The sequence below is a fragment of the Bacillus sp. LL01 genome (assembly GCF_001037965.1).
Window position 1 is genome coordinate 1,227,897 of the sequence record NZ_LFEL01000001.1, and the last position, 21,818, is coordinate 1,249,714.

A 21,818-nucleotide genomic window follows, 5' to 3' on the forward strand; every position below is an offset into this window, starting at 1 on the left:
AACCAAAAAACCACTCCGAGGAGTGGTTTCAAATACATCTACTTTTCTATATCCTTACTTGATTTCACCAAGACAGAAGCCGTAATCCAAGAGGTGATAGGAATCACAATAGCTATACCTGTACCCGCACAAAGAATTGTAATCATCTCTGCACTAAATACTTTGGAATTAATGATTTGCCCAGCAGAATAGGAGAGCTCCTTAAACCAGATGAGCAAGGCCAAATAGCCTCCAAAAAAGGCGAAAAAGATGGTGTTGGCACTTGTGCCGAGAATATCCCTCCCGATGCTCATTCCAGACAGAAACAGCTCTCTTCGGCTGATAGTCGGGTTATGGTGATGTATTTCCCGCATGGGAGATGTGATGGAGATGGCAATATCAACAATTGCCCCGATTGTACTCATGATAATGACGGAAGCCCCTATTTTCACAAAATCAACTCCCAGGTACATGGAATACATGCCCATCTCTTCAATTTCCTCTTCACTGAACCCCTGGATCATCGAATGCTTCGTGATAAATAGAATGAAGAGCAGCATAATGATGATCGAGATGATCGTCGATATGAACGCAATGGTAGTTTTGACGTTCCATTCATTGATATAAAACAGACTAACACAGCTGATGATGATGCAGGCGATCAAGGTCAAGACAATTGGATTGGCATTGGGGTCGGTCATAAATAAAATCGTCATAAACAGCACACCAAAATTAACAAAAAGTGCAATGAAGGAACGTACCCCTTTTTTCCCACCGACCATAACCATCAAGATGAACAAAATCACTGCAAGTACAATTAATACATTCATGCCCTCGCCCTCTTCCGGTTGACAAAAAATATCGACACATACAAGCCAATGGGAATTGTAAGCACAATCCCAATTCCTCCTGCCAATGCCCTGGCAAGCTCTAAAGAGAGGTTAAGGGACAAGGTGTAACCGAAAGGGGAAGCGTTCATGAAATATAAAATAAGAATAGGAATAGAACCGCTCACATAAGCGAAGAACAAAATGTTCGTCATGGTCCCCATGATATCCTTTCCGATATCCATTCCTGATGTAACAAGTGCTTTGACCGAAATGTTCGGCTTTTTCTCATATAAGCTGAAGATGGAAGAGGACATGGTGATGGCGATATCCATGACCGCTCCGAGCGATCCCACCAATATTCCAGCCATGAACACCACCTCAGGGGGGCGGGTTAAAAACTGCATATCCTCGTACCTTAATCCGTTGCCGGCAGTCGCCCCGATAACAAAGTAGGTGATGAGCATTAATGCCAAGGTACCAAGCAAGGTCGCTATGACAGCCGCATAGGACTTTTCATTCCTTCCATTTACAAGCAGGAGAGAAATAACCGTAAATAAAATGGCACTAATCCCGCATATTAAAACCAAGCTTAAGTTGGAGGAGTTCATATAAATATTCAGAGCATACGATAATAAAACGGCGTTAACGACGAGGCTTACTATAGAATAAAACCCTTGCTTCTTCCCTACCAAAATTAAAACCAGGACAAAAAACCATGCTGTTAAAAGAAGAAACTTATCCCGCTTAACATCCTCGATCGTTCCCTTCAACATGGTATCGTCTTCTGAGGGGGACTGAATGGAAACAAAAAGCTCGTTTCCTACATGGTACTCCTGATCGTACGCGCCGGAATTCGAATACTCATTCATCAAGGAGATGCGTTCTCCTTTTTCTTTTCCATTTTGCAACTCTGCAATAATTTGCTGTCTGTACAGGACATCTTCATTATTGTACATGTCAACCAGTTCTGATTGATCCTCAAGCTTTGTTTCTATTACTTTGGCTATTGGTCGCTCATAAAAGGAATGGTTGTTCTGAACAAATAAGTAGGAGGAGAACAAGCAAGTTGCCAAAATGATGTAGAATAGAATATATTTTCGTTTACTAGTTTTGAACATGTCAACCTCATTTCCCTATCTGAACAGTATAGATATTAGAACGTGACCTCCCGTGGTTCGAAGAGTGGTTTATGGAAACCTAAACAAGTTGTCGTCCCAAGCTCATCTTCGCTTATAATATCTATAATTCACCAATCTTTCAACCAACGTAAAAAACTCCCCGCCACTTCTGTAGGTTTCATTGAGAAGACGGCCCAAACCTCCCTCTCCGAAAGTCTTCAAATGCGTCCTCTATCTCCTTATCCGTGTTCATCACAAAAGGACCTCTGGCAACAAGGGGCTCCCTAAGAGGCTTCCCGGTATAGATAAGCATTCTCGAGCGTTCCTCCGCCTTGATATGTAACACATCCGCCACACCGTCACTTGCCTGCTCGTCGAAAGAAAGCAGTCCAACTTCTGTTTTACCCAACGTCACGTCCGCTGCAAACGTCATCTTGCCTTGTAGCATGTAGACATGGCCATTGTGATTGGAAGGCAGTTCTAGGGAATAGCTTTCCCCCGCTTTTAAATAGACTTCGAACATATTGATAGGAACAAGTGAGTTCATTGGACCTGTCACCCCCTCCGCACTTCCCGAGTAAATACGCAAAAATCCGCCATCCAACTCTACGACAGGAACATCTTCCATAAGAACATTTTGATAAGAGGACTCCGTCTGTTTCAAGCTCTTCGGCAAATTAAGCCACAGTTGCAACGTATGGATGACATCCTCGTCCACGGCTTCCTCCGCATGGCGGGCACCACTTCCGGCATTCATGTACTGGACATCCCCTGCGTGCAACACAGAATGCCCACCCTGGTTGTCGGTATGCTCAAGCCTGCCATCAATTACATAGGTGATGGTCTGGAAGCCGCGGTGGGGGTGATCGGAAAAGGTTCCTCGTTTGAACCAATCGTCCGCCATCAGAATGAACGGGTCATAATCTGTCATACGTTCAGGAGGTAGCACCCACCCCTGCTGAACATGCGGGTAGCCTGGATTTTTATATTGCACCTTCCAATGGTCCCGGATTAATCGTTTAGCTGTTCCCATAATAAAACCCCTCTCTAATCTCAGTTACCTTTAGCATACAGAACTTGGAAGAGTCATCTCAAGTTTTCGGCTCGTGCCATGTTCTCCTGTGTAAAAAACATAAAACCTTCAATCCCAAGGAGGATTGAAGGTTTCACCATTAATTTTAATTGTAGGAAAGCTCTTTTTTTCCTTCACTAAGAAAGAGGGTTTCCGCCGTGGAGGCGAAAATCTCGTCGAATAGTTCCGGATTATCCACTAAAGATACACCATAGGAAGGAATCATTTCCTTGATTTTCTCTTTCCATTCAAACATATGCTCCGGGAAGCATTTTTCAAAGACTTCTAACATGACGTGAACAGCCGTGGAAGCCCCGGGAGAAGCACCGAGTAATGCGGCTATCGAGCCGTCACTAGCACTGACGACTTCTGTACCGAATTGAAGCGTCCCTTTGCCACCAGCCTCGGTGTCCTTGATAACTTGTACACGTTGACCGGCCACGACGATCTCCCAATCCTCGCTTTTCGCATTCGGAATAAACTCACGCAACTCGTCGATGCGCTTTTCATTCGATAACAGAACCTGCTGAATCAGGTACTTGGTCAAGGACATCTCTTTAAATCCTGCCGACAACATGGTCATAACATTATATGGCTTCACAGAACCTATCAGATCCAAATTGGAGCCGGTTTTCAGAAACTTCGGAGAGAAGCCTGCAAATGGTCCGAACAGTAAGCTCTTTTTATTGTTAATATACCTTGTATCAAGATGCGGCACGGACATTGGAGGAGCTCCAACTTTCGCCTTCCCATACACTTTCGCATGATGCCGCTCGACTACTTCAGGATTGTTACATGACAGGAACAAACCACTTACCGGGAATCCGCCAATATTCTTCGACTCCGGGATACCGGTTTTCTGAAGGAGAGGAAGACTGCCGCCCCCACCGCCGATAAAGACGAATTTGGCATGATGATATTCCGTTTTGCCAGTTTTGATATCACGTATTTTCAATTCCCATGATCCGTCGCTGGCACGTTTTATATCATCTACACTATGCTCGTAATGTACTTCCACATTACTCTTTTCCAAATGATCAAACAGCATCCGTGTCAAAGCACCGAAATTGACATCCGTTCCGGAATCAATTTTGGTTGCCGCAATCGGTTCCTTGGACGTCCGCCCTTCCATCATAAGAGGCATCCATTCCTGCAGCTTGTTAGGATCCTCGGAATATTCCATCCCTTTAAAAAGCGGATTCTTTGACAGCGCTTCCATCCGATTTTTCAAAAACGTGACATTCTCCCTACCTTCCACAAAACTGATGTGTGGTAAAGGCATGATAAAGTCCTGCGGATTGCTAATCAAATTGCGGTTTACAAGATAGGACCAGTACTGTCTTGAAAGCTGGAACTGTTCATTCACCTTTACCGCTTTGCTAATATCCATCGTTCCGTCCGCTTTTACGGATGTATAGTTAAGTTCGCACAGTGCTGCATGACCTGTACCTGCATTATTCCATTCGTTCGAGCTTTCTTCCCCTGCACTTGCTAGCTTTTCGAACACTTTGATTTCCCATTCAGGTACTAGTTCCTTCAATAACGACCCCAAAGTCGCGCTCATGACTCCGGCACCAATTAAGATAACGTCTGTTTTTTTCTGCATGTTGCTCATTATTACACATCCCCTAAATTTATAAAAAGGCTGTTTTCGTGTCCTTTGTTGTTTTTTCGAATTTATAAACCAACCGTTAAATTCATTGCTATCATGCTTGTAAAAAGTCAAATTGTGTACTTTTATACAAGTTGTCATCTAGAAACATACTTTGTCCATCTTAATTTATATCATATCATAATTGTATTGATATTTTTGTAGAGTTACAATCTATTTATCTGATATTATAAACTATTTTGAGCACTTAAAAAAGTGTGAAGTCCTTCCTCAAGGGAACAGAACTATAAAAATTTCACCATAAAAAAAGACAGTTCTGCCTATATACGACAGTACCGCCCCCCTACTACTAATCTCTTTCTCTTGCCAACTGAGCATCTCGGATATTTTTCTGAATGGTGATTGCCGCAAATAGGCTAAGAACGAACGACATGCCATAAAACCCTTTTTCACTTAAGATAATACTTCCCGCATTATAAAGGCCGATCGCCATCAAGGAAATGGCTACAACAACCGCAAACCAACTTAGCCCGTAATAAATCCCTGAAACTGGTATATCCTCTTCTTTATCCCTTACCGCCTTTTGCAAGGATACGGCTGCATACAGTCCGAATACCAATACAGCAAAGTAGTACCCCTTCTCATTCAATTCCATTGCGGCATTGAAGAGACCAATCAGATAAGCAGAAACACCTACCACCAAAGCGGCCCAGCTTGCCCCTTTAAACGCGGCAGTCGGTTCTCCCTCTTTTCTTTCCACCTTGATCTTCGGTTTATTCTCATCACTTTTCAATAACGGGTTTTCGTTCATATCAGCCATTTCACACTCCCCTTTGCTATTATGTATATGGTCCATTATAACAATTTTTTACAGAGTTTGGTTTGATGCTGGAAATTAATTTTTCCTATTTGTTGAAAAGTGATAACTCACCTTTGAAAATAGATTGGGCCATCTACCCCTAAAACTCTGGCAGTATCATTTGTTTTTCTCTAGTGATTAAGGTCATTTCTTCTGTTATGGGGACGGTCTTTTAAAGCGGAAATATTTAAAGTATCCACCAGGCAAAAGACGTCATACTGAGGGCAACAGGAAATAATGGGAGCAAGATAAAAAAGGGAATTGGCTCATCGATTGTGATGAGCCAATTCCCTTAAGGTATAAGGCTGTTTTCGTAAACTTTGTTGCTTTTACGCATTTATCAACCAACCGTTATAATCCTTGCTGTCGTGCTCTTTTCCTCGCTATCCTAATAGGATTCCTGCCAATTTTTGTGAAGATAAGCGCTAAAAAGTCCAATTGCCGACTTTTTACAAGCGAATAGCAACAATCTTTGAGAAAAGAGCCAAGTATTATTACACATTTTTAAAATCTATCGGTAATGGTGCGTTTTCAGCTATTAAATTTTGTTCACGCATTTCATTCCAGAAAGATGCTGGAATCACTTCTTTTAATGCTGCCTGATCCTCTGCAATTCGCTCTGGTCGAGTTGCGCCTGGAATAACAGCTGCAATAGCCGGATTGGCTAAAGAGAATTGAAGAGCGGCAGCTTTTATGCTAATCCCGTGCCGTTGTGCAAGGTTTTTTATTTTCTCAACCTTTTCATTAATTTCAGGACTTGCTTTTTGATACTCGTAGTGTGTGCCACCAGCCAAAACTCCTGAACTATATGGCCCTCCGGCGATGATATCTACACCTTGTTCAGCGGCAGCCGGCATTAATCTTTGTAATGCCCGGTCATGGTCTAGTAATGTATAGCGACCTGCTAATAAACTGACATCTGGTTTGTTTTCACCTAATTCAAGAGCAATTTCGATTGGCTCCACTTTATTAACTCCAAGCCCCCAGGATTTAATTACCCCTTCATCTCGTAATTGTGACAGTACACGAAATGCTCCCGTACGAGCACTTTCGAATTTAGCTAACCATTCATCACCATAAAAATCTTGTGCTATATCATGGACAAAAACAACGTCCAAACGATCTGTCTTTAAACGTTTCAAGCTGTCTTCAATTGAACGTAATGTTGCATCTGCACTATAATCGTTGATAACTTTATTCTTTCGGCCGAATTCAAAAAGTCCACCTTTTTCCCCTAAATCACGCTTCGATGTATCTTCTAGTTCATCGAGAACTAATCTACCCACTTTTGTACTTAGCACATATTCATCACGATTGTGTTTTGATAATACTTCACCAAGACGAAGCTCAGCAAGTCCTGCACCGTAAAATGGAGCAGTATCATAATAGCGAACCCCATTATTCCAGGCAGCTTCTACTGTTGCAAGTGCTTCCTCTTCAGGAATATCACGGAACATATTACCAAGTGGAGCTGTTCCAAAACCTAACTTATCTTTCAAAATTTCTTTCATATAATCTCCTCCCTATACAAAATGATATTTCCCGAACATTTAAGATGATAAACGACGGTGCTATTGTTCATAGGTACAAAAAAATTCAGGTCCATCGATTCGCTCTGATTCATTTACAGGACATTTACTGGCTTTTTTCTACGCCCTCTATGTTCATCTTTTCCCTCAGAGCCTCTGGAGGCCCCTATCAACAATCCAATCCCCAGCATTAAAAGGAACATTCCGGCCCAAGCAGTAGGATTCAAATTTTCCCCTAAGAGGAAAACCCCAAATAATGCCGCAGTTAACGGCTCTGCCAAAGCAAGGGTAACGGCAGTAGAGGAGGAAACATAGGTGAGGCCTTGCGCAAATAGAATATAGGCTACCCCTGTCGTCATAATCCCTAAATAAAGAGTAATGCCCCACCCGCGCACATCCGCCACCCAAGACATATCAAATACAAATAAAAATGGCGCTAAAAATACAGCACTGAGCGTAAACACAACCGCGACAATAGCCAGCGGAGAAGATTTCCCTACCAGATCTCGACTGACAATCGCATAAACAGCAAACGATAATCCTGCCCCTAAAGCCATCAATATTCCAAAAGGATCCACCACTACAGATTCCTTATTTAGAAAGAGCATGAGACAGCCCGAAATGGACAGAAAAGTCGAGCCCCACCAAATTCTACTCGGACGCCTTTTAAGAAAAATCCATTCCAGGAATCCCGATATAATCGGCGCACTACCTATCGCAACCACCGTTCCAATGGCTACACCTGTTACCGTCACGGCGGAGAAAAACAATGGTTGAAACAACGCCATGCTTAAAGCAGCTAAAACCGTTGCCTTGAGCGGCCAACTCTTTAAGCTTAACCCACCGGTCATAAAAACAAGCGCCAATAAAAAAAGACCTCCAACTGCCAAACGGGCTGCCCCAATGGCAACTGGATGTGCCGGTGCAGGAGCAAAAGTCTGCGCCGTTCCGGTGGTACCCCACAGTATAGCTGCTATTACAATAAGAAATGGAGCTATTTTTCCGTTCAAAACCTTCACCTCATTAAAACTTTTACTTATCCAAAAGCTTATGCTTCTTCTTTAACGAAGCCGGTGCCATCTTCACCATTCGCTCCAGCACAAACGTTACAATCATTATGTCATCCAAAACACCGAAAAATAAAAGATAGTCCGGAATCAAGTCAAAAGGAAAAATTAGATAAGCGAGCAGGAGCACCACTCCAACTATCTTTTTTGTCCCTGATACTTCGCCTGACCTAAAATAATCTATAAGGAAAGGAATGAACTTCCAGAATGTAAAAACAAACTTCAAACGCCTTAACACCCTCCACATGCTATTTCACCCCTTTCCGTTGTTAACCTTTATTATAGCTTTATATATTTAACTTTCCTATCTCATAAATAATTCAATATAGTTTAGTTTAACAAGCTTCATAGATAAAAGAAAAACAGCGGTAATTTACATTCCCCGCTGTTTTATGCATTAATGAAATTTTTTCTTATGGAGCCACTTTGGCCATGCCTAACCATTCCTATGGTAAGTTAATTGTACTACGCCAGAAGAAAACGTTCTTGTATGATCCAATTTTAAGTTTAATCTTTTACTTATATTAACAAACAATGGTTTTCCTTCTCCTAGAACAACAGGATGAATAGACAATCTGAATTCATCAACGAGTCGTGTCCCCTTGACCCTTCTTATATTTATTTAATATCTCTTCAGGAATATGACAATAATCATCTGGACATCTAGCTAACCTATCCTGATGTTCTTCTGCACTTCTCACATAGTTTATAAGAGGTAATACTTCAACGACTATACGGTTAGAATCTTTTCTCTTACTAATAAACGCCCTCGCCTCTTCCAAATGTTTACCTTCTACACTATACACTCCAGTTCTGTATTTCTCCCCAACATCCGCTCCTTGTTGATTCAAACTATACGGATCGATTATTTCAAAGTAATATTCCATTAATCTCGTTACAGTTACAACTTTCGGATCAAATTCTGTTTTTACACATTCCGCATAGCCATCATACTCACCCTCAAGTGTATTACTTGTTCCATTAGCTCTTCCCGCTTCTGTAAACGTTACACCAGGTAAAGTTTTTAAAAATGCTTGTACTCCCCAGAGACAACCACCTGCAAAATATATTACTTCCATTTTGTCACTCCCTTTGACCCTATATTCTTTTTAGCATTTGTAATTTTGTGGTGGAAATCATTCTATGAGGACAAACCACCTTTTATATGAGGGAGAATATTCAAAGCCTGCCTCCTCACTTATCCTCGACATCCACCATCCTGTAGACAGCATCATTTTCGTTTTACTTATCCAAAAAACTTATGCATCTTCTTTAAAGAAAACGTGGCCATCTTCACCATCCTCTTTAGCATAAATGTAACATTAACATTTTATTATAGATGTATTTATTGGGGTTTCCTATCTGCAGAGAGCACTTTTAACATTTATAAATCAACTTCTTCCTTCTAATCAAAATTTTTCCTCTTTCTAATAAATAGTTGGTATAATACGATTAGTTTGGGAATATGGGGGAGATATTTTGATTAGAAATGAAAAAATTGAAAGAATAGCTAAAGAAAGAGAAATTCTAGAAAAAACCATAAATTCACTTATTCAAGATAGGATTAGCCATATACAAATCGCTAGTCCTGAACTAATGCCGTACGGCTGGAGGAAATCAGGAAAAGGAAGAACAGTTTGGAGAATAATAGAGGAGATTATCGGTCAGAACCTTGAGATGTTCGGTAGTAATTATGGACTCGAATCCGTTATTCCTGCTGATTCAGAAGTCGGTGTTTACGACTTTGAATTTGAACTTGAAGCAGGTTTTAAATCTTTTGTTAACATAAAATCTGCTGTTCAAGGTGGACGAGTAAACAAAGACGATGTCTCAAAAGCGGATGGCTTAATTAGTTTTATTGAAAATAATCCTGAATGTAATTTATATGTTGCAACATTCTTAATCAAGTTTAATGACGATATGAAAGTTGAACTTTTAGAATGCATTGTTTGTCCAACTGCTTGGATACCAGATGTTTATGTCAACCCAAGCAATAATGGAAACCTTCAGTCTGCTAAATTTAAAAATATTGACGAAATGGTCCATAGAACTAACGAAGAATTCCTAAAAATACTAAAAAAAGAAAATAAAATTGCTAAGCTTGGTGGCAGAACAAAAATAAAAAAGTCAATTACCCAAAGAGTTGCAAATGGGGAGGATATTAGTGAAATCGCAGATTTATTAGGAGTAAGAGTAAAGGATTTGATGGAAATTTAGTATTAGTAAACCCCAAAGAAATATCTTTTGGGGTTTCTTTTTAGGTGTTCTTAATCAAATTTAAAGTGAAGGATTTGATATTTGATATTGTTTTATCAGTTATTCCAGCTATTTTATTTACTAAAGTATTTATCTCTGCTGATATCTCTTCATATGGTTCTTTCCTTTTAGCCTTCTCATATGCTTTTTTACTGAGATCTCCCAGTATAGTTTTTTCTTGTTCACTTATATTGATTAATGGAATCCGTGATACATATCCCGACGTTATCATGTTTGACCTATTTAAAATTCCTCTTACTAGATATGTCACTAATTCAGAGTTTAAATAGGCTAACAACCACCAAGCATCTTTGTCTTCACAAATAATATTAGCATTAACTCCAAATGTTGAGTTTTCAGGGAGTCTACTAGCTGTGAATTCTACTCCCATCGAAGAACAAGTAATTCCTGGCTTGTATAATAGATGTTTGTTCCTAACCATGAAATTTTTTATTTCGCTATCAAATTTCAAGAAATCTTTGTGTAAAAATAAGTTATTATCAGTGAAGAATTTATTTTTACCAGGATTTTTATAAAACGGAATAATAAAAGGGTCTACTTTTACTTTTGATAAATATAATAAATCTTTCCCTGTGGATATTCCAGTTACACAGTTGAATTTTCCCCCTAACCTTTCATTCATAAAAAGTAATTTAATATCATCGGGACATTCAATAATTAACTCATTATTGTCCTTTGGATTAGATAGAATTACATTTGATAAGTGATAGAGTTTGTTTGTTCCTGTGCTAAAACCTTCTATTTGTTTTTCCAGCTGAACTTGAAATGCCTCTTTTGAAATGGGGCGATTACTAACAAAAACATCTCCTTGATACTTTTTTCCTTTTTGTAATATTATGATACTTGTTCTTACATCTGCAGCTTGAGAATGAAATAAATCATTTGAACACATGGTAACTTCATGGATTGCACAGTTATTTAAGATTTTCTTTCTAAGGTCAGTATGTGCTTTTGAAGTAAAGAATGAATCATAAGTAATGAGCCCAATTAATGCTCCGTCTTTTGCTAGATCAATTATTGCGGAAATAAACATGCTATACATATTATGGACGCCAACATCATCAAATAGTTCTTGCAATTCTTTTTTGTTATCCTTAATATAATTCACCTCATGGCAGTTATATGGCGGATTTGCAATAATATAATCGTAGTCCAATCTACTTGTTTTTTCATTATCGTCAAAATCACATAAATTCTCAAATGTAATTTGAGCTTCATTTTCTAACACCTTGATTTCTCGATAATATTCAATAAAATTTTTCTGCCTAAAATTACACCTATAGTCCTCTTTATATTTATAGACATCGATGCCATCAACTATTTTATCTTGAGTAAAAAATTCCTCCAATAACTCTTCTTGTCCAACACAAGGGTCTAAAACCTTATTCCCATTTGGATTTATCATTAATAAGCGTTTACTAATATAACTAGAGATGAATTTCGGGGTATAGTAATAACCTAATTCTCGTTTATCTATGTTATCTTTTTCTAAAATTTTTGCGTGTCTACCCAATTCAATCTCCTCCTACTAAAATTATTTTCGTCTAACGCTTATCTATTTATATATCATCAAAATTTTAAAAGCCAAACCTGAGCTATAGTGGAGAAATAAATAAATTTATAAATATAAACCTTATACAAGACTCAACGAACACAAAAACCACTACCTTTTATATTTATTATAATTATAACACTAAGAGGAACACTCGTTCTATTATAAAAGTATTATAAAGTAATAAAGACACAGACATTCTGCATCTTTATAATTTAATCATAAGTTTAAAGCATCATCAAAGCACTATTTATGGTAATTCTATAACAAAAACCCTCTCTATTTATGATACGGTTCCCCCCGATTAATCCTAAATCCCCGATAAACCTGCTCCAACAAAATCAATTTCATCAACTGATGCGGAAATGTCATCTTGGAAAAAGACAATGTATCATTCGCCCTTTTCATTACCGCACCACTCAACCCAAGAGATCCCCCAATAACAAACGCCACTTTACTCTTCCCATACGTCGCAAGCTTGTCCATTTCCTTAGCCAACTCTTCAGAAGAACGCTGCTTGCCTTCAATCGCCAAAGCAATTACATGCGTGTCATCAGAAATTTTCCCGAGGATCCGTTCGCCTTCTTTATTTTTTACCTGTTCCATTTCGGCATCGCTGAGTTGTTCGGGTGCTTTTTCGTCCGGAAGCTCGATGATGTCTATTTTAGCGTAGGCACTTAAGCGCTTTAAATATTCGTTTATTCCTTGTTTCAGGTATTTTTCTTTCAGTTTACCAATTGTGATTATTGAGATATTCACACGTCATACCACCTTGCAAACAGTTTATCCACAGAAGTTATCCACATATCAACAATTTCTATCCACATTTAGTGGGCGAATATCAGTTCCCCACAATATATATTGCAGATTCTTTACAAAATTCACAGGTTGTTGATAACTTTTCCTCTTCCGGTAGCATCTCCAGAATCGGTGCTTCTTCGTGTTCATCTATGTACATTTCCATTGCTAATTCTATATGCTCCAAACAGCATTTCATTTTATCCACAATCCTTTCCCATCCTTCTTTAACTTCATTAGAATACCATTTATCCACATGTTATTAAACAAAAAGAGGAGAGATTTGTCCTGCTATCCCTCCCCTTTTCTCTATTCGCCTGTCGTATCTTCCGTCAGATTGACCGTTGTCGTTTTCTCTTCCTTGCCTCGATAGAACGTAACAGCCATATCATCGCCGACCTGTTTTTCATTGTAAAGATGCTTACGCAACTCAATAACATCACGCACCTGTTCACCGTCAAGATCCACGATCACATCATATTCCTGCAATCCTGCTTTAGCAGCCGGTGAGTTAGGCGCAACACCAGTAATATAGACACCAGCACTTACTTCTTTCGGAAGCTTCAAGGTCTGTTGCCAGTGGTAGCTGGACACATCTGACAAAGATCCGATACTTACACCAAAATACGGTCGTTTCACCTGTCCGTATTGCTCTAGGTCATTAATAATCGGTATGGCCGAATTGACCGGTATTGCCAAGCCGATCCCTTCTACAGCAGATTGGGCAATTTTCATGGAGTTGATGCCGATGACCTTCCCTTGAATATTGATCAGGGCGCCTCCGCTGTTTCCGGGGTTGATGGCCGCGTCTGTCTGCATGACATCTGCATGCCAGTCTGGTGTGCCATCTCTGTTTACATCAACTGGTATGCTACGGTCAGTCCCTGAAATGATCCCTTGTGTTACGGAACCTGAAAACTGCAAACCCAGTGGATTCCCGATTGCGATAACCGGTTCCCCTGTTCGGACGCTGTCTGAGTTACCGAAATCGGCAACCTTTGTCACCATTTCATCCTCCATCGAGAGGACAGCAAGGTCAGTCAGAGGATCTTCCCCAAGCACTTCTGCCGAAACCCTCGTACCATCAATCAGACTTAACTCCAGCTGTGTGGCCCCTTCGATGACGTGGTAGTTTGTCACTACATATGCTTTTCCGTTCTCTTTTTTATAGATGACTCCAGAACCTGTCCCCGCTTCGCCTTCTTCATCCGTTTCCGCTTCTGTATCGTTCCAGAAGGAGGCATTTTGCAGGTTGATGACCCCAACGACTGCTTCTGCGACGTTATCGACCGCTTCTGTGACGCCAGAGGTTACATTGACCGAGACGTTGCGGATCTCCGCCGCAGTTCCACCGGTTTCAGGTTGTTCAGGCAGCTGCTCACGTTGTTTTTCCGCCTGCTGTTCACTCACATCAGGCATAACTCGTCCTGTTAGCCCAGGGAATGCCACTACCAATAGTACAACGCCAAGTGCCAATGCCACCGCTCCAGGTAGAAAGTACTTTCCTCTGTTTCCTTTTTGCTTAGGGTGTTTGGATTGATCTTGTTTGTCGTAATATCCCATGTTGTCCTTCCTTTCTCTCACAGCTAAACCAACGTCATGTCCGCCGATTCATGTAAAAGTCCAGAAAAAAGACAAAAAGAAAGGCGCTTTAAGCCTAAGACTTTTACACGAAAGCAAGCGTGGTTGGTTTATTAGGGTCTGTGTCATACAGCTCCACTTGTTCTCCCACAATGACTCCACGTGTGGCAAGTGTTTGCTGGACAGACATCCTCGCTAAATCTTTCATGTTATTATCTTTACTTAAATGCGCCAAATAAATACGCTTCGTTTTATCACCCATGACATCCGCCATGGCTAGGGCCGCATCCTCATTGGATACATGGCCGACATCGCTTAATATTCTTCGTTTGATGCTCCATGGGTAGTGTCCCATCTGCAGCATCTGCACGTCATGGTTGCTTTCAAATACATAGGCATCGGCATTAGAAATGATGCCTTTCATCCGGTCACTGACATAGCCTGTATCGGTGATGACTACCACTTTTTTGTCTCCATTATGGAAAGAATAGAACATCGGCTCCACTGCATCATGGGAAACGCCGAATGACTGGATATCCAGACCCCCGAAGGTTTTTATCTGTTCGATTTCGAAAGTGAATTTCTGCTCGGTCGGAATCACTCCCACAAGGCCGTCCATCGCTTTCCATGTCTTTTCATTAGCATAGATCGGGAGCTTGTACTTGCGAGCAAGTACTCCTAACCCCTTGATATGATCACTATGCTCATGTGTAACTAAAATACCTGATAGATCCTCTATTTTTTTATCTATCTTCGTAAAAAGTTCTTGTATTTTTTTGCCGCTCAAACCAGCATCAATTAATATAGAATGCTCCTCTGTTGCGACATAAATAGCATTTCCTGTGCTGCCGCTTGCAAGCACACTAAAATGCAGGCTCATGTCACTTCACTCCAATGTTCGCTTGTCTTTTAGTATGATGGACCCTTCAAAGGCGTTAACAAAAAAGTCCTGTTCATCGTTAATGACGATGTGCCAAGTCGGAATCAAAACATGGGAGTTCGTATTATCCAACAATGTGTAATATCCGAGTTCCATATGTCCGACATGACTTCTTGGCCGTAGATCCCCGCTGTTATACAAATTCTCTAAAGCATTAAAAACCGAGATGACATCCTGCTCTACGTCCATTTCCTCAAGATCAGAAATATACGTCTGTACATAGGAAACTATTTCATTCAACTCATTCAGCTGGACCATAACCATACCGCTCGAGTTACTGTAAATATGCTTCCCATCATATTGCTGGTAAAAATACAATGTATTAGTGATTGGGCTAAATCCCCAAAACTTATACTGATCTGCAAAAAGAATCTGATCTTGGAAAACCGTATTCAGTCTTGTGGTCATATTAGTTTCAGGAAGCGGAATCGGTTCTTTCCATTCGGCATTAATCGTCGTTTCGTCAACACGGGTCACATCTTGATCCTTCTTCATCAAGGTATCCACATCTTCGTCAGTAAAGACGTAACTGTTTCCGCTTATATAACTTTCTTTGGAAGGTGTTTTGGGTAGATCTGCATAAGTTATTTCATCCACTTCAAACTGTTCTTCCGTCGATGCTTCAGCAAGTAGCTCCAATTGACTACGCTCTCTCTTCTCCAGTATTTGTGCACTCAAGAAGATATTAAGAACAAGGAAGGTAAGGATGAAAATGGTTTTTGTCTTTCTCCAATCCATCTTACATCCCTCCTTCCAAATTATCTTTTTCCGAGAAGGTAAGTTTGGTCCACATTGCATTGCTCTCCTGATAGACCCAGACTGGTTCAATGATAATAATTCCTTTTTGATTGGAAACGCGCTTTAATTCATATGCCACTTTGATGTCGGTCACTTTGCTTAAATCAACATTCATCTTTTCAAGCTTTCTGAGGACACTATTACCTGTTGGAAGCTGTTTCTGCACGGATCCGGGTACTATTATACCGAATTCAAAAGTCGGCCGTACATATTCACGCAGCTCGTTATTCCGCCAGGATTGTGAGATCTCTGTAACTGCATCAAAATTAAAATTGAATACCGGATAATTACCGACATGCATGCGAAATGTAACCGAATCCTCCAAGGTGCTCCTATTCCATTTGTCCAAATGATAACTTTCCACTGGTCCGGTCCATCCACTATGATCATTTATAAACTCAATGCCCTGTTCTATTACGTTGAATTCAAAAGTATTCCCATTTCCGGTGTTCCCTGGGTTTACATATTGCAGCTTGTAATCATGATTTGTTACCCGCATCAACCTGGAGTCATCCCGGTACACTTCCGCATCCATTGTCAGGTCCTTTGTCACAATACTTGGGTCGCTGAATAGTGCATCCTTGAAATCTTCAGGATTCAACTGGTCTGTGAAATAGTTGTAAGTTCGTATCTGTTCTTCTTTTCTATCCAGAGCAGGCAAAAATATATATCTGCCTTCCTCAGCTTTTAAGGAAAGGTAACGCGGATTCGTTCTGGCAGTTTGGTAAAATGCACGCTCCAAATGATTAAGTGACAAATTACCCACTCTAGCAGAATAAACTTCTTTCTCCTCGTAATTGACCAGATATATTGTTGGCTCATTGCCAAAAGAATCATCTTTAAAGTCAAATACTATTCGGTTAATAGAAAAATTAGGAATTTCACTATCAAAACTCGTCAAATATCGAAAAGTCTGCAATGGGATTTCTTCAGGAAATACCACTTCCATTTTTCCGTTTCCATGCATGAAAGTAACAAATGTTTTCTCATTGATGTTTTCCACTGGTTCGATTTCCGAAAGGCTCCATTTTTTGAACTCTTCCAGAAAACGATCTGTATCCACTTTGCCATGATGGACGTCTTCAAAGTGAAAAAGCAGATGGCTAGGCTTAACTATCTGATCAATCTCCTTCTTCTCACGGATTTCGACGTCATTGATGACCCGATCATTGTTTATAAATTCATCATCAGGCTGATATGTCCAGAGGTTCCATGTAAGAATTAAACTCAAAAGTACAAGGAAAGTTAAGATTAATGATTTTATAGTTTCATAATTCATGACCAGTCATCCTCTTGTTCTTCTTGGGAAATTGGCAGTGTGAAGTAGATGATAGTACCCTTACCTTCTTCACTGGAGGCCCAGATATCACCATCATGCGCTTGTATCATTTCTTTGGCTATGGCCAAACCTAAGCCTGTCCCTCCAAGCATTCTTGTTCTTGCTTTATCCACCCGATAGAAGCGTTCAAAGATTTTATTTATATCCGCTTTTGGTATTCCTACTCCCTGATCGCTGATACTTACCAATATTTGATTGGCCGCTTCTTCAATATTGACCGTGAAAGTGATAGTGCCACCTTCTGGAGAATATTTCATGGCGTTTGAAATGATATTATCCAAGACCTGCGTAATCTTATCTGTATCTAAAGAAACCAGTACTTCCTGGCTCGGAAGATTCCGAATAAAGGCCACCTTCTGTGATTTCGATAATTCAAAACGGTCTATAACACGGTTGAAAAACTCGACAAAATCTATCTGTTTTTTATAGAAATGATAATCCCTTGAATCCATTTTAGTGAGCTGCAATAGATCATTGACTAGACGGATCATTCTTTCTGTTTCCGTTTGTGTGACATCCAAAAATCTAGGTGCGATGTCATCATCCTTCCAGGCTCCATCCGCCAAGGCTTCCAAGTAACTTCGCATCGTGGTCAGCGGTGTTCTCAATTCATGGGATACGTTGGCCACAAACTCCCGTCTTTCCTGATCAATTTTCTCCTGTTCGGTAATATCATGCAGAACCGTTATCAAACCGTTGATAAAACCAGTCTCTTTCTGGATGATGGAATTGCTGGCACGAAGTATATATGGTTTCTTATTGGTACTGAAATCAAGTATTAACGATTGCTGTTCTGAAATCAGAAGGTCGAATGTGTGAGTCTCTTCAATTCCCAGCACTTCCACGATGGATTTGTTTATCACTGTTTCACGTGAAACGTCTAACATCCCAAGGGCTGGTTCGTTGATCAGGATGACCCTTCCCTTTCTATCCGTCGCAATGACACCGTCTGTCATATGAGATAATACAGAGCTCAGTTTTCTCCGTTCCCCTTCAGTCGTCGCCTGTGCTTCTTGCAGTTTTTTCGTCAGGTTATTGAAGGAGAGAGCCAACTGCCCAATTTCATCATTACCATATATGTTAACCTTCCTCGAAAAGTTACCTCTTGCCATTTCCAAAGCCTGTTTTCGCATATCAGACATCGGTCTCGTAATGGTTTGGGCAAGTAGAACACCAAGAATTGCAGTAAAAGCCAAGGCTATGGTCGTTCCTGTTGCAAATATGCCATTTATTTGCCTCATTTGTTCATAAACGTTTTCCATGGATGCTTCCAGATATATGGCACCAATGATTTCCTGGTTGTTCGATTTGACAGGGGCTGCAATCAGCCTTACCCTGTTCAATGTCCTTGGGTCAATCGCATCTTTTTCCGAGAGCTTTCCGGTTACCAACGCCCTTTTCACCAATAGTTCCGTCGTTCTTTTTCCGACGCTTGTCTGATTATATGGGTTGGAAGTGCCAAGGACTCTGCTATTGCCATTCATGATACGGATTTCAGCGATGTCTTCCATTTTCACATCTTGAAGCACTGTACGGATGTCGTCCTCAATTTTCGGAGTCGTATCATCCCGCTGTTTTTTTATTTCTTGCTCGATACTGTATGCCAAAAGATTAATTCGCTCATGAAGAGAATTGTTGAAATTATTGACGAGTTGATTTTCTAGTTTACTGACAAAATAAACCCCGATAATCTGCATAGCGATTAATATCAGTAATACATAGATCACCACAAACTTAAGATGAATGGATCGAAAAAAACCTACCTTTTTCATGTATATTATTCCTGCTCGGTTTGTCGCAGGTAATAGCCAACTCCTCTTCTTGTAACAATCCATGTCGGATGACTCGGATTATCTTCAATTTTTTCACGGAGGCGACGTACCGTCACGTCCACGGTTCGTACATCTCCAAAATAATCATAACCCCATACCGTCTGCAGGAGGTGCTCACGAGTCATAACTTGTCCAATATGTTTAGCAAGATAATGCAGCAATTCAAACTCACGGTGAGTCAGTTCAATCATATCTCCGCGTTTGGTAACCATATACGCATCAGGATGTATAATAAGGGAGCCGATTGCGATTTCCGTCGGTTCTTCCGTGTCTGCAGCTTTTTGCTGATGGCGGCGTAAGTTTGCCTTCACACGTGCAATCAATTCACGGGTACTGAACGGCTTCGTTACATAGTCATCGGCACCAAGCTCTAGGCCGAGCACCTTATCTATTTCTGAATCCTTTGCTGTAAGCATAATAATTGGCATCTCATATTTTTTACGGACTTCACGACAGACTTCCATACCATCTCTTTGCGGCAGCATGATATCCAGAAGGATTAGATCCGGACGTACTTCCTCCACTTTATTGACAGCTTCTTCACCATCATAGGCGCAATAAACATCATAGCCCTCTTTTTGAAGGTTGAATTTCAATATATCTGCAATTGGTTTCTCGTCGTCTACCACTAATATTTTCTTTTCCATCTGATCTCGCTCCTTCTCAACATCTATCTATTCATATCATTTAGTATATACGAAAGCATTATACTATTTACTTTACCATGTACAGCCGGGTAAAGCATCTATTAAGAGAACGCTCTTTAACCTTAAAATAGATTTGGCGTCAGTTTAACTCCTGTAGATTTCCGTTTCAGGTGTTAGCTGCAATCTACAGGGGGACTTTTGTATTACATACAAGCTTTTAGATGAATCTTGGAATATAAAAACCTCTAGCTAACGGCCTGGTTGCTAGAGGTTTCTTGTGAGTGTTTAGTTGCTTAAATACTGCATTGGATCTTTCAGTTTTCCATCTTGGTGCACCTCAAAGTGTAAATGGATGCCTGTAGATTGACCAGTAGTTCCCATAACACCGATCTTAGACCCGCGTGACACGGTTTCTCCCACTGAAACACTCATGGAATCAAGATGAGCATAAGTTGTTTTCATTCCGTTCTGGTGGTTGATTACAATCTTGTTCCCATATCCGCCGTCCCAGCCAGCTGATTCAACTACGCCGTTATCGGCAGCTTTGATGGTTCTATCACTTGGACGGGCGATATCTATCCCTTTATGCATTTTGCCCCAGCGGTGTCCCATCTTACTTGAAATATATCCACCAACTGCCGGCCATGCGAGAGAGCCGCTTCCACGGGAAGGGATAACCTTTGTACCCTTTACAACGATGTGTTTAACAGGTTCTTTCAGTGTTTCTTCATGCGTTACTTCTGTTTTCATCGTAATGCCGTTTTCTTTGGTGGTAATGGTACGGACATTTTTCTCTCCGTTTTCCCCTTGTTGCTTCACTTTCGTTTCTCCCTTAGGAAGTTCTTTGTCTTCCACCACTTCCTGCTCGTAAGGGACTTCTTCATTTTTGGAAACTTCTTCTTTGACTACTATTTTCAAGTATGGCTTTTTAGCCGAAACATTCAATGTTTTCCCGACCGCAAGCAATGTGCTCATCTCAATGTCAGGATTCAATTGCAATAACTCTTCTGAAGACAGATCATGCTTTTCAGCGATATCCCCTAAAGAATCTCCTGCTTGAACTTCATATTTCTTCGCTTCTTTTGTTCCCTTTTTAATCAATGTAAGTGCTTCTTTAACGGAAGCCACACTTTTTGGATCCACATTTTTAGTAGAGAATGAAACTTTTTCCGAAATGGACACGTCTAATACACGAGATTCATTTTCTTTCAATTCCGGAAGCTTCTTCTCGGAGTCTTCATCTTTTTGTTTTTGTTCCAGAGCTTTTAAATCTTTCTCGGAAACATAATCCAATTTAAGAAGCTCAATCACTTTTTCCGCTTCTTCCTCGTCTTTAAGAAGTACTACTTCCTTCCCATCAATGGATAATGCGGAAGCACTTGCTTTTACTTCTACCTGCTCGAGGACGGCATCTATCGTCTCTTCATTCTGTGCTGATGGTCGAAATACCTTTTCAGGAACAACAGACACTTGGTTATCAACGGAAAGCTCCAAGTCTTTGTATTGTTTCTGAACAGACTCTATCTTGGTATTTACAGCATTGTCCAAAGCTTCTTTATCATCCACTGCACCAACACGTTCCCCGTTCAGGTACACATGATAAATGGTTCCAAGAAGGGAGTTCTCACTTGCGTGTACGGCTACAGCACCTACTGTAATTGTAGAAGCAGCGACTGTAGTTACCATTACCCTTTTAGTGAAAGTGGATAGACGATTTTTCTGGGATGTATGTTTACTATTTTGTTTTTTGGTGTATGTACTATATATACGTTTTAATCGGTTCATCATGGTCTTTATTTCCCCCTGATTTCTTTCCCCGTTCTTCAATAAACAGATTTATTTAGATTCACTGGGTTCCTAGATTAGGACTATTGATACCCATTTAAAATTTTCGACTACTTTACCATACCATATGTCTATGAAACAATAGAATACTAGAACAAAAGATGTAATGAAACTGTATTATTCTTGTCATAATTAGGCGATTA

General features: G+C 40.3%; 20 protein-coding genes and 1 pseudogene. 1 reads left to right on the plus strand and 20 read right to left on the minus strand.

Features of this window, described 5'->3' with window-relative positions; genetic code table 11:
* Positions 1–38: 38 nt before the first annotated feature.
* The 10 genes and pseudogenes from AB685_RS06215 to AB685_RS06255 all read right to left on the minus strand — a co-directional run bounded on the left by AB685_RS06215 (position 39) and on the right by AB685_RS06255 (position 9,145).
* Positions 39–809 carry a YibE/F family protein gene (locus AB685_RS06215; protein WP_047969598.1) on the minus strand — a complete coding sequence of 257 codons (771 nt, stop codon included), beginning with the start codon at positions 807–809 and terminating at the stop codon, positions 39–41.
* Positions 806–1,927 (minus strand): YibE/F family protein, encoded by a 1,122-nt coding sequence (locus AB685_RS06220; RefSeq protein WP_047969599.1) that lies wholly within the window; start codon positions 1,925–1,927, stop codon positions 806–808. The genes AB685_RS06215 and AB685_RS06220 overlap by 4 nt, the downstream gene beginning before the upstream one ends.
* A gap of 178 nt (positions 1,928–2,105) precedes the next feature.
* Positions 2,106–2,960, minus strand: a complete 855-nt coding sequence (locus tag AB685_RS06225) for a pirin-like C-terminal cupin domain-containing protein (protein WP_047969600.1) — start codon at positions 2,958–2,960, stop codon at positions 2,106–2,108.
* Positions 2,961–3,105: 145 nt separating this feature from the next.
* Positions 3,106–4,614, minus strand: coding sequence for a malate:quinone oxidoreductase (locus AB685_RS06230; RefSeq protein WP_047969601.1), 1,509 nt, complete (start codon positions 4,612–4,614; stop codon positions 3,106–3,108).
* Positions 4,615–4,960: 346 nt separating this feature from the next.
* Positions 4,961–5,431, minus strand: coding sequence for an inner membrane protein YiaA (gene yiaA / locus AB685_RS06235; RefSeq protein WP_047969602.1), 471 nt, complete (start codon positions 5,429–5,431; stop codon positions 4,961–4,963).
* A gap of 533 nt (positions 5,432–5,964) precedes the next feature.
* On the minus strand, positions 5,965–6,981 hold the full coding sequence (locus AB685_RS06240) for an aldo/keto reductase (RefSeq protein WP_047969603.1): 1,017 nt from the start codon (positions 6,979–6,981) through the stop codon (positions 5,965–5,967).
* Positions 6,982–7,094: 113 nt separating this feature from the next.
* Positions 7,095–8,009 carry an EamA family transporter gene (locus tag AB685_RS06245; protein ID WP_047969604.1) on the minus strand — a complete coding sequence of 305 codons (915 nt, stop codon included), beginning with the start codon at positions 8,007–8,009 and terminating at the stop codon, positions 7,095–7,097.
* Between the two features lie 22 nt (positions 8,010–8,031).
* The gene (locus AB685_RS06250; RefSeq protein WP_047969605.1) at positions 8,032–8,313 is read right to left on the minus strand and encodes a DUF1232 domain-containing protein; all 282 of its coding nucleotides are present in this window, start codon (positions 8,311–8,313) and stop codon (positions 8,032–8,034) included.
* Between the two features lie 189 nt (positions 8,314–8,502).
* A pseudogene (locus AB685_RS30170) lies at positions 8,503–8,658 on the minus strand (dihydrofolate reductase family protein); the annotation flags it as partial.
* Positions 8,651–9,145, minus strand: coding sequence for a peptide-methionine (S)-S-oxide reductase (locus tag AB685_RS06255; RefSeq protein ID WP_047969606.1), 495 nt, complete (start codon positions 9,143–9,145; stop codon positions 8,651–8,653). The pseudogene AB685_RS30170 and the gene AB685_RS06255, both read right to left, overlap by 8 nt.
* Positions 9,146–9,545: 400 nt before the next feature.
* Between AB685_RS06255 and AB685_RS06260 the strand changes: the two genes are divergently transcribed.
* A complete protein-coding gene (locus tag AB685_RS06260; protein WP_047969607.1) occupies positions 9,546–10,283 on the plus strand; it encodes a hypothetical protein in 738 nt (245 codons plus the stop codon).
* A 40-nt stretch (positions 10,284–10,323) separates the two neighbouring features.
* Here the strand turns inward: AB685_RS06260 and AB685_RS06265 are convergent, their stop codons facing one another.
* From AB685_RS06265 to AB685_RS06305, 10 genes are all read right to left on the minus strand, one after another.
* The gene (locus tag AB685_RS06265) at positions 10,324–11,856 is read right to left on the minus strand and encodes an N-6 DNA methylase (protein WP_047969608.1); all 1,533 of its coding nucleotides are present in this window, start codon (positions 11,854–11,856) and stop codon (positions 10,324–10,326) included.
* A gap of 318 nt (positions 11,857–12,174) precedes the next feature.
* Positions 12,175–12,654, minus strand: a complete 480-nt coding sequence (gene rlmH, locus AB685_RS06270) for a 23S rRNA (pseudouridine(1915)-N(3))-methyltransferase RlmH (protein WP_047969609.1) — start codon at positions 12,652–12,654, stop codon at positions 12,175–12,177.
* Positions 12,655–12,736: 82 nt separating this feature from the next.
* Positions 12,737–12,949 carry a CxxH/CxxC protein gene (locus AB685_RS30175; RefSeq protein ID WP_347230862.1) on the minus strand — a complete coding sequence of 71 codons (213 nt, stop codon included), beginning with the start codon at positions 12,947–12,949 and terminating at the stop codon, positions 12,737–12,739.
* Between the two features lie 53 nt (positions 12,950–13,002).
* A complete protein-coding gene (locus tag AB685_RS06275; protein ID WP_047969610.1) occupies positions 13,003–14,256 on the minus strand; it encodes a S1C family serine protease in 1,254 nt (417 codons plus the stop codon).
* Between the two features lie 103 nt (positions 14,257–14,359).
* Entirely contained in the window at positions 14,360–15,154 is a 795-nt protein-coding gene (locus tag AB685_RS06280) for an MBL fold metallo-hydrolase (RefSeq protein WP_047969611.1), read from the minus strand.
* Positions 15,155–15,160: 6 nt separating this feature from the next.
* A complete protein-coding gene (gene yycI, locus AB685_RS06285; RefSeq protein ID WP_047969612.1) occupies positions 15,161–15,952 on the minus strand; it encodes a two-component system regulatory protein YycI in 792 nt (263 codons plus the stop codon).
* A 1-nt stretch (position 15,953) separates the two neighbouring features.
* A complete protein-coding gene (yycH, locus tag AB685_RS06290) occupies positions 15,954–17,291 on the minus strand; it encodes a two-component system activity regulator YycH (protein WP_047969613.1) in 1,338 nt (445 codons plus the stop codon).
* Positions 17,288–19,123, minus strand: a complete 1,836-nt coding sequence (gene walK / locus AB685_RS06295) for a cell wall metabolism sensor histidine kinase WalK (RefSeq protein ID WP_047969614.1) — start codon at positions 19,121–19,123, stop codon at positions 17,288–17,290. Before walK ends, yycH begins: the two co-directional genes overlap by 4 nt.
* 5 nt (positions 19,124–19,128) lie before the next feature.
* Entirely contained in the window at positions 19,129–19,830 is a 702-nt protein-coding gene (gene yycF, locus AB685_RS06300; protein ID WP_047969615.1) for a response regulator YycF, read from the minus strand.
* A 285-nt stretch (positions 19,831–20,115) separates the two neighbouring features.
* Positions 20,116–21,618, minus strand: coding sequence for a peptidoglycan DD-metalloendopeptidase family protein (locus tag AB685_RS06305; protein ID WP_047969616.1), 1,503 nt, complete (start codon positions 21,616–21,618; stop codon positions 20,116–20,118).
* Positions 21,619–21,818: the final 200 nt, after the last annotated feature.

Bases quoted from the DNA above. Each gene is read 5' to 3' on its own strand.
- AB685_RS06215 (WP_047969598.1), bottom strand. From the start codon at position 809: ATGAATGTATTAATTGTACTTGCAGTGATTTTGTTCATCTTGATGGTT.
- AB685_RS06220 (WP_047969599.1), bottom strand. From the start codon at position 1,927: ATGTTCAAAACTAGTAAACGAAAATATATTCTATTCTACATCATTTTG.
- AB685_RS06225 (WP_047969600.1), bottom strand. From the start codon at position 2,960: ATGGGAACAGCTAAACGATTAATCCGGGACCATTGGAAGGTGCAATAT.
- AB685_RS06230 (WP_047969601.1), bottom strand. From the start codon at position 4,614: ATGAGCAACATGCAGAAAAAAACAGACGTTATCTTAATTGGTGCCGGA.
- yiaA (WP_047969602.1), bottom strand. From the start codon at position 5,431: ATGGCTGATATGAACGAAAACCCGTTATTGAAAAGTGATGAGAATAAA.
- AB685_RS06240 (WP_047969603.1), bottom strand. From the start codon at position 6,981: ATGAAAGAAATTTTGAAAGATAAGTTAGGTTTTGGAACAGCTCCACTT.
- AB685_RS06250 (WP_047969605.1), bottom strand. From the start codon at position 8,313: ATGTGGAGGGTGTTAAGGCGTTTGAAGTTTGTTTTTACATTCTGGAAG.
- AB685_RS06255 (WP_047969606.1), bottom strand. From the start codon at position 9,145: ATGGAAGTAATATATTTTGCAGGTGGTTGTCTCTGGGGAGTACAAGCA.
- AB685_RS06275 (WP_047969610.1), bottom strand. From the start codon at position 14,256: ATGGGATATTACGACAAACAAGATCAATCCAAACACCCTAAGCAAAAA.
- AB685_RS06280 (WP_047969611.1), bottom strand. From the start codon at position 15,154: ATGAGCCTGCATTTTAGTGTGCTTGCAAGCGGCAGCACAGGAAATGCT.
- yycI (WP_047969612.1), bottom strand. From the start codon at position 15,952: ATGGATTGGAGAAAGACAAAAACCATTTTCATCCTTACCTTCCTTGTT.
- yycH (WP_047969613.1), bottom strand. From the start codon at position 17,291: ATGAATTATGAAACTATAAAATCATTAATCTTAACTTTCCTTGTACTT.
- walK (WP_047969614.1), bottom strand. From the start codon at position 19,123: ATGAAAAAGGTAGGTTTTTTTCGATCCATTCATCTTAAGTTTGTGGTG.
- yycF (WP_047969615.1), bottom strand. From the start codon at position 19,830: ATGGAAAAGAAAATATTAGTGGTAGACGACGAGAAACCAATTGCAGAT.
- AB685_RS06305 (WP_047969616.1), bottom strand. From the start codon at position 21,618: ATGATGAACCGATTAAAACGTATATATAGTACATACACCAAAAAACAA.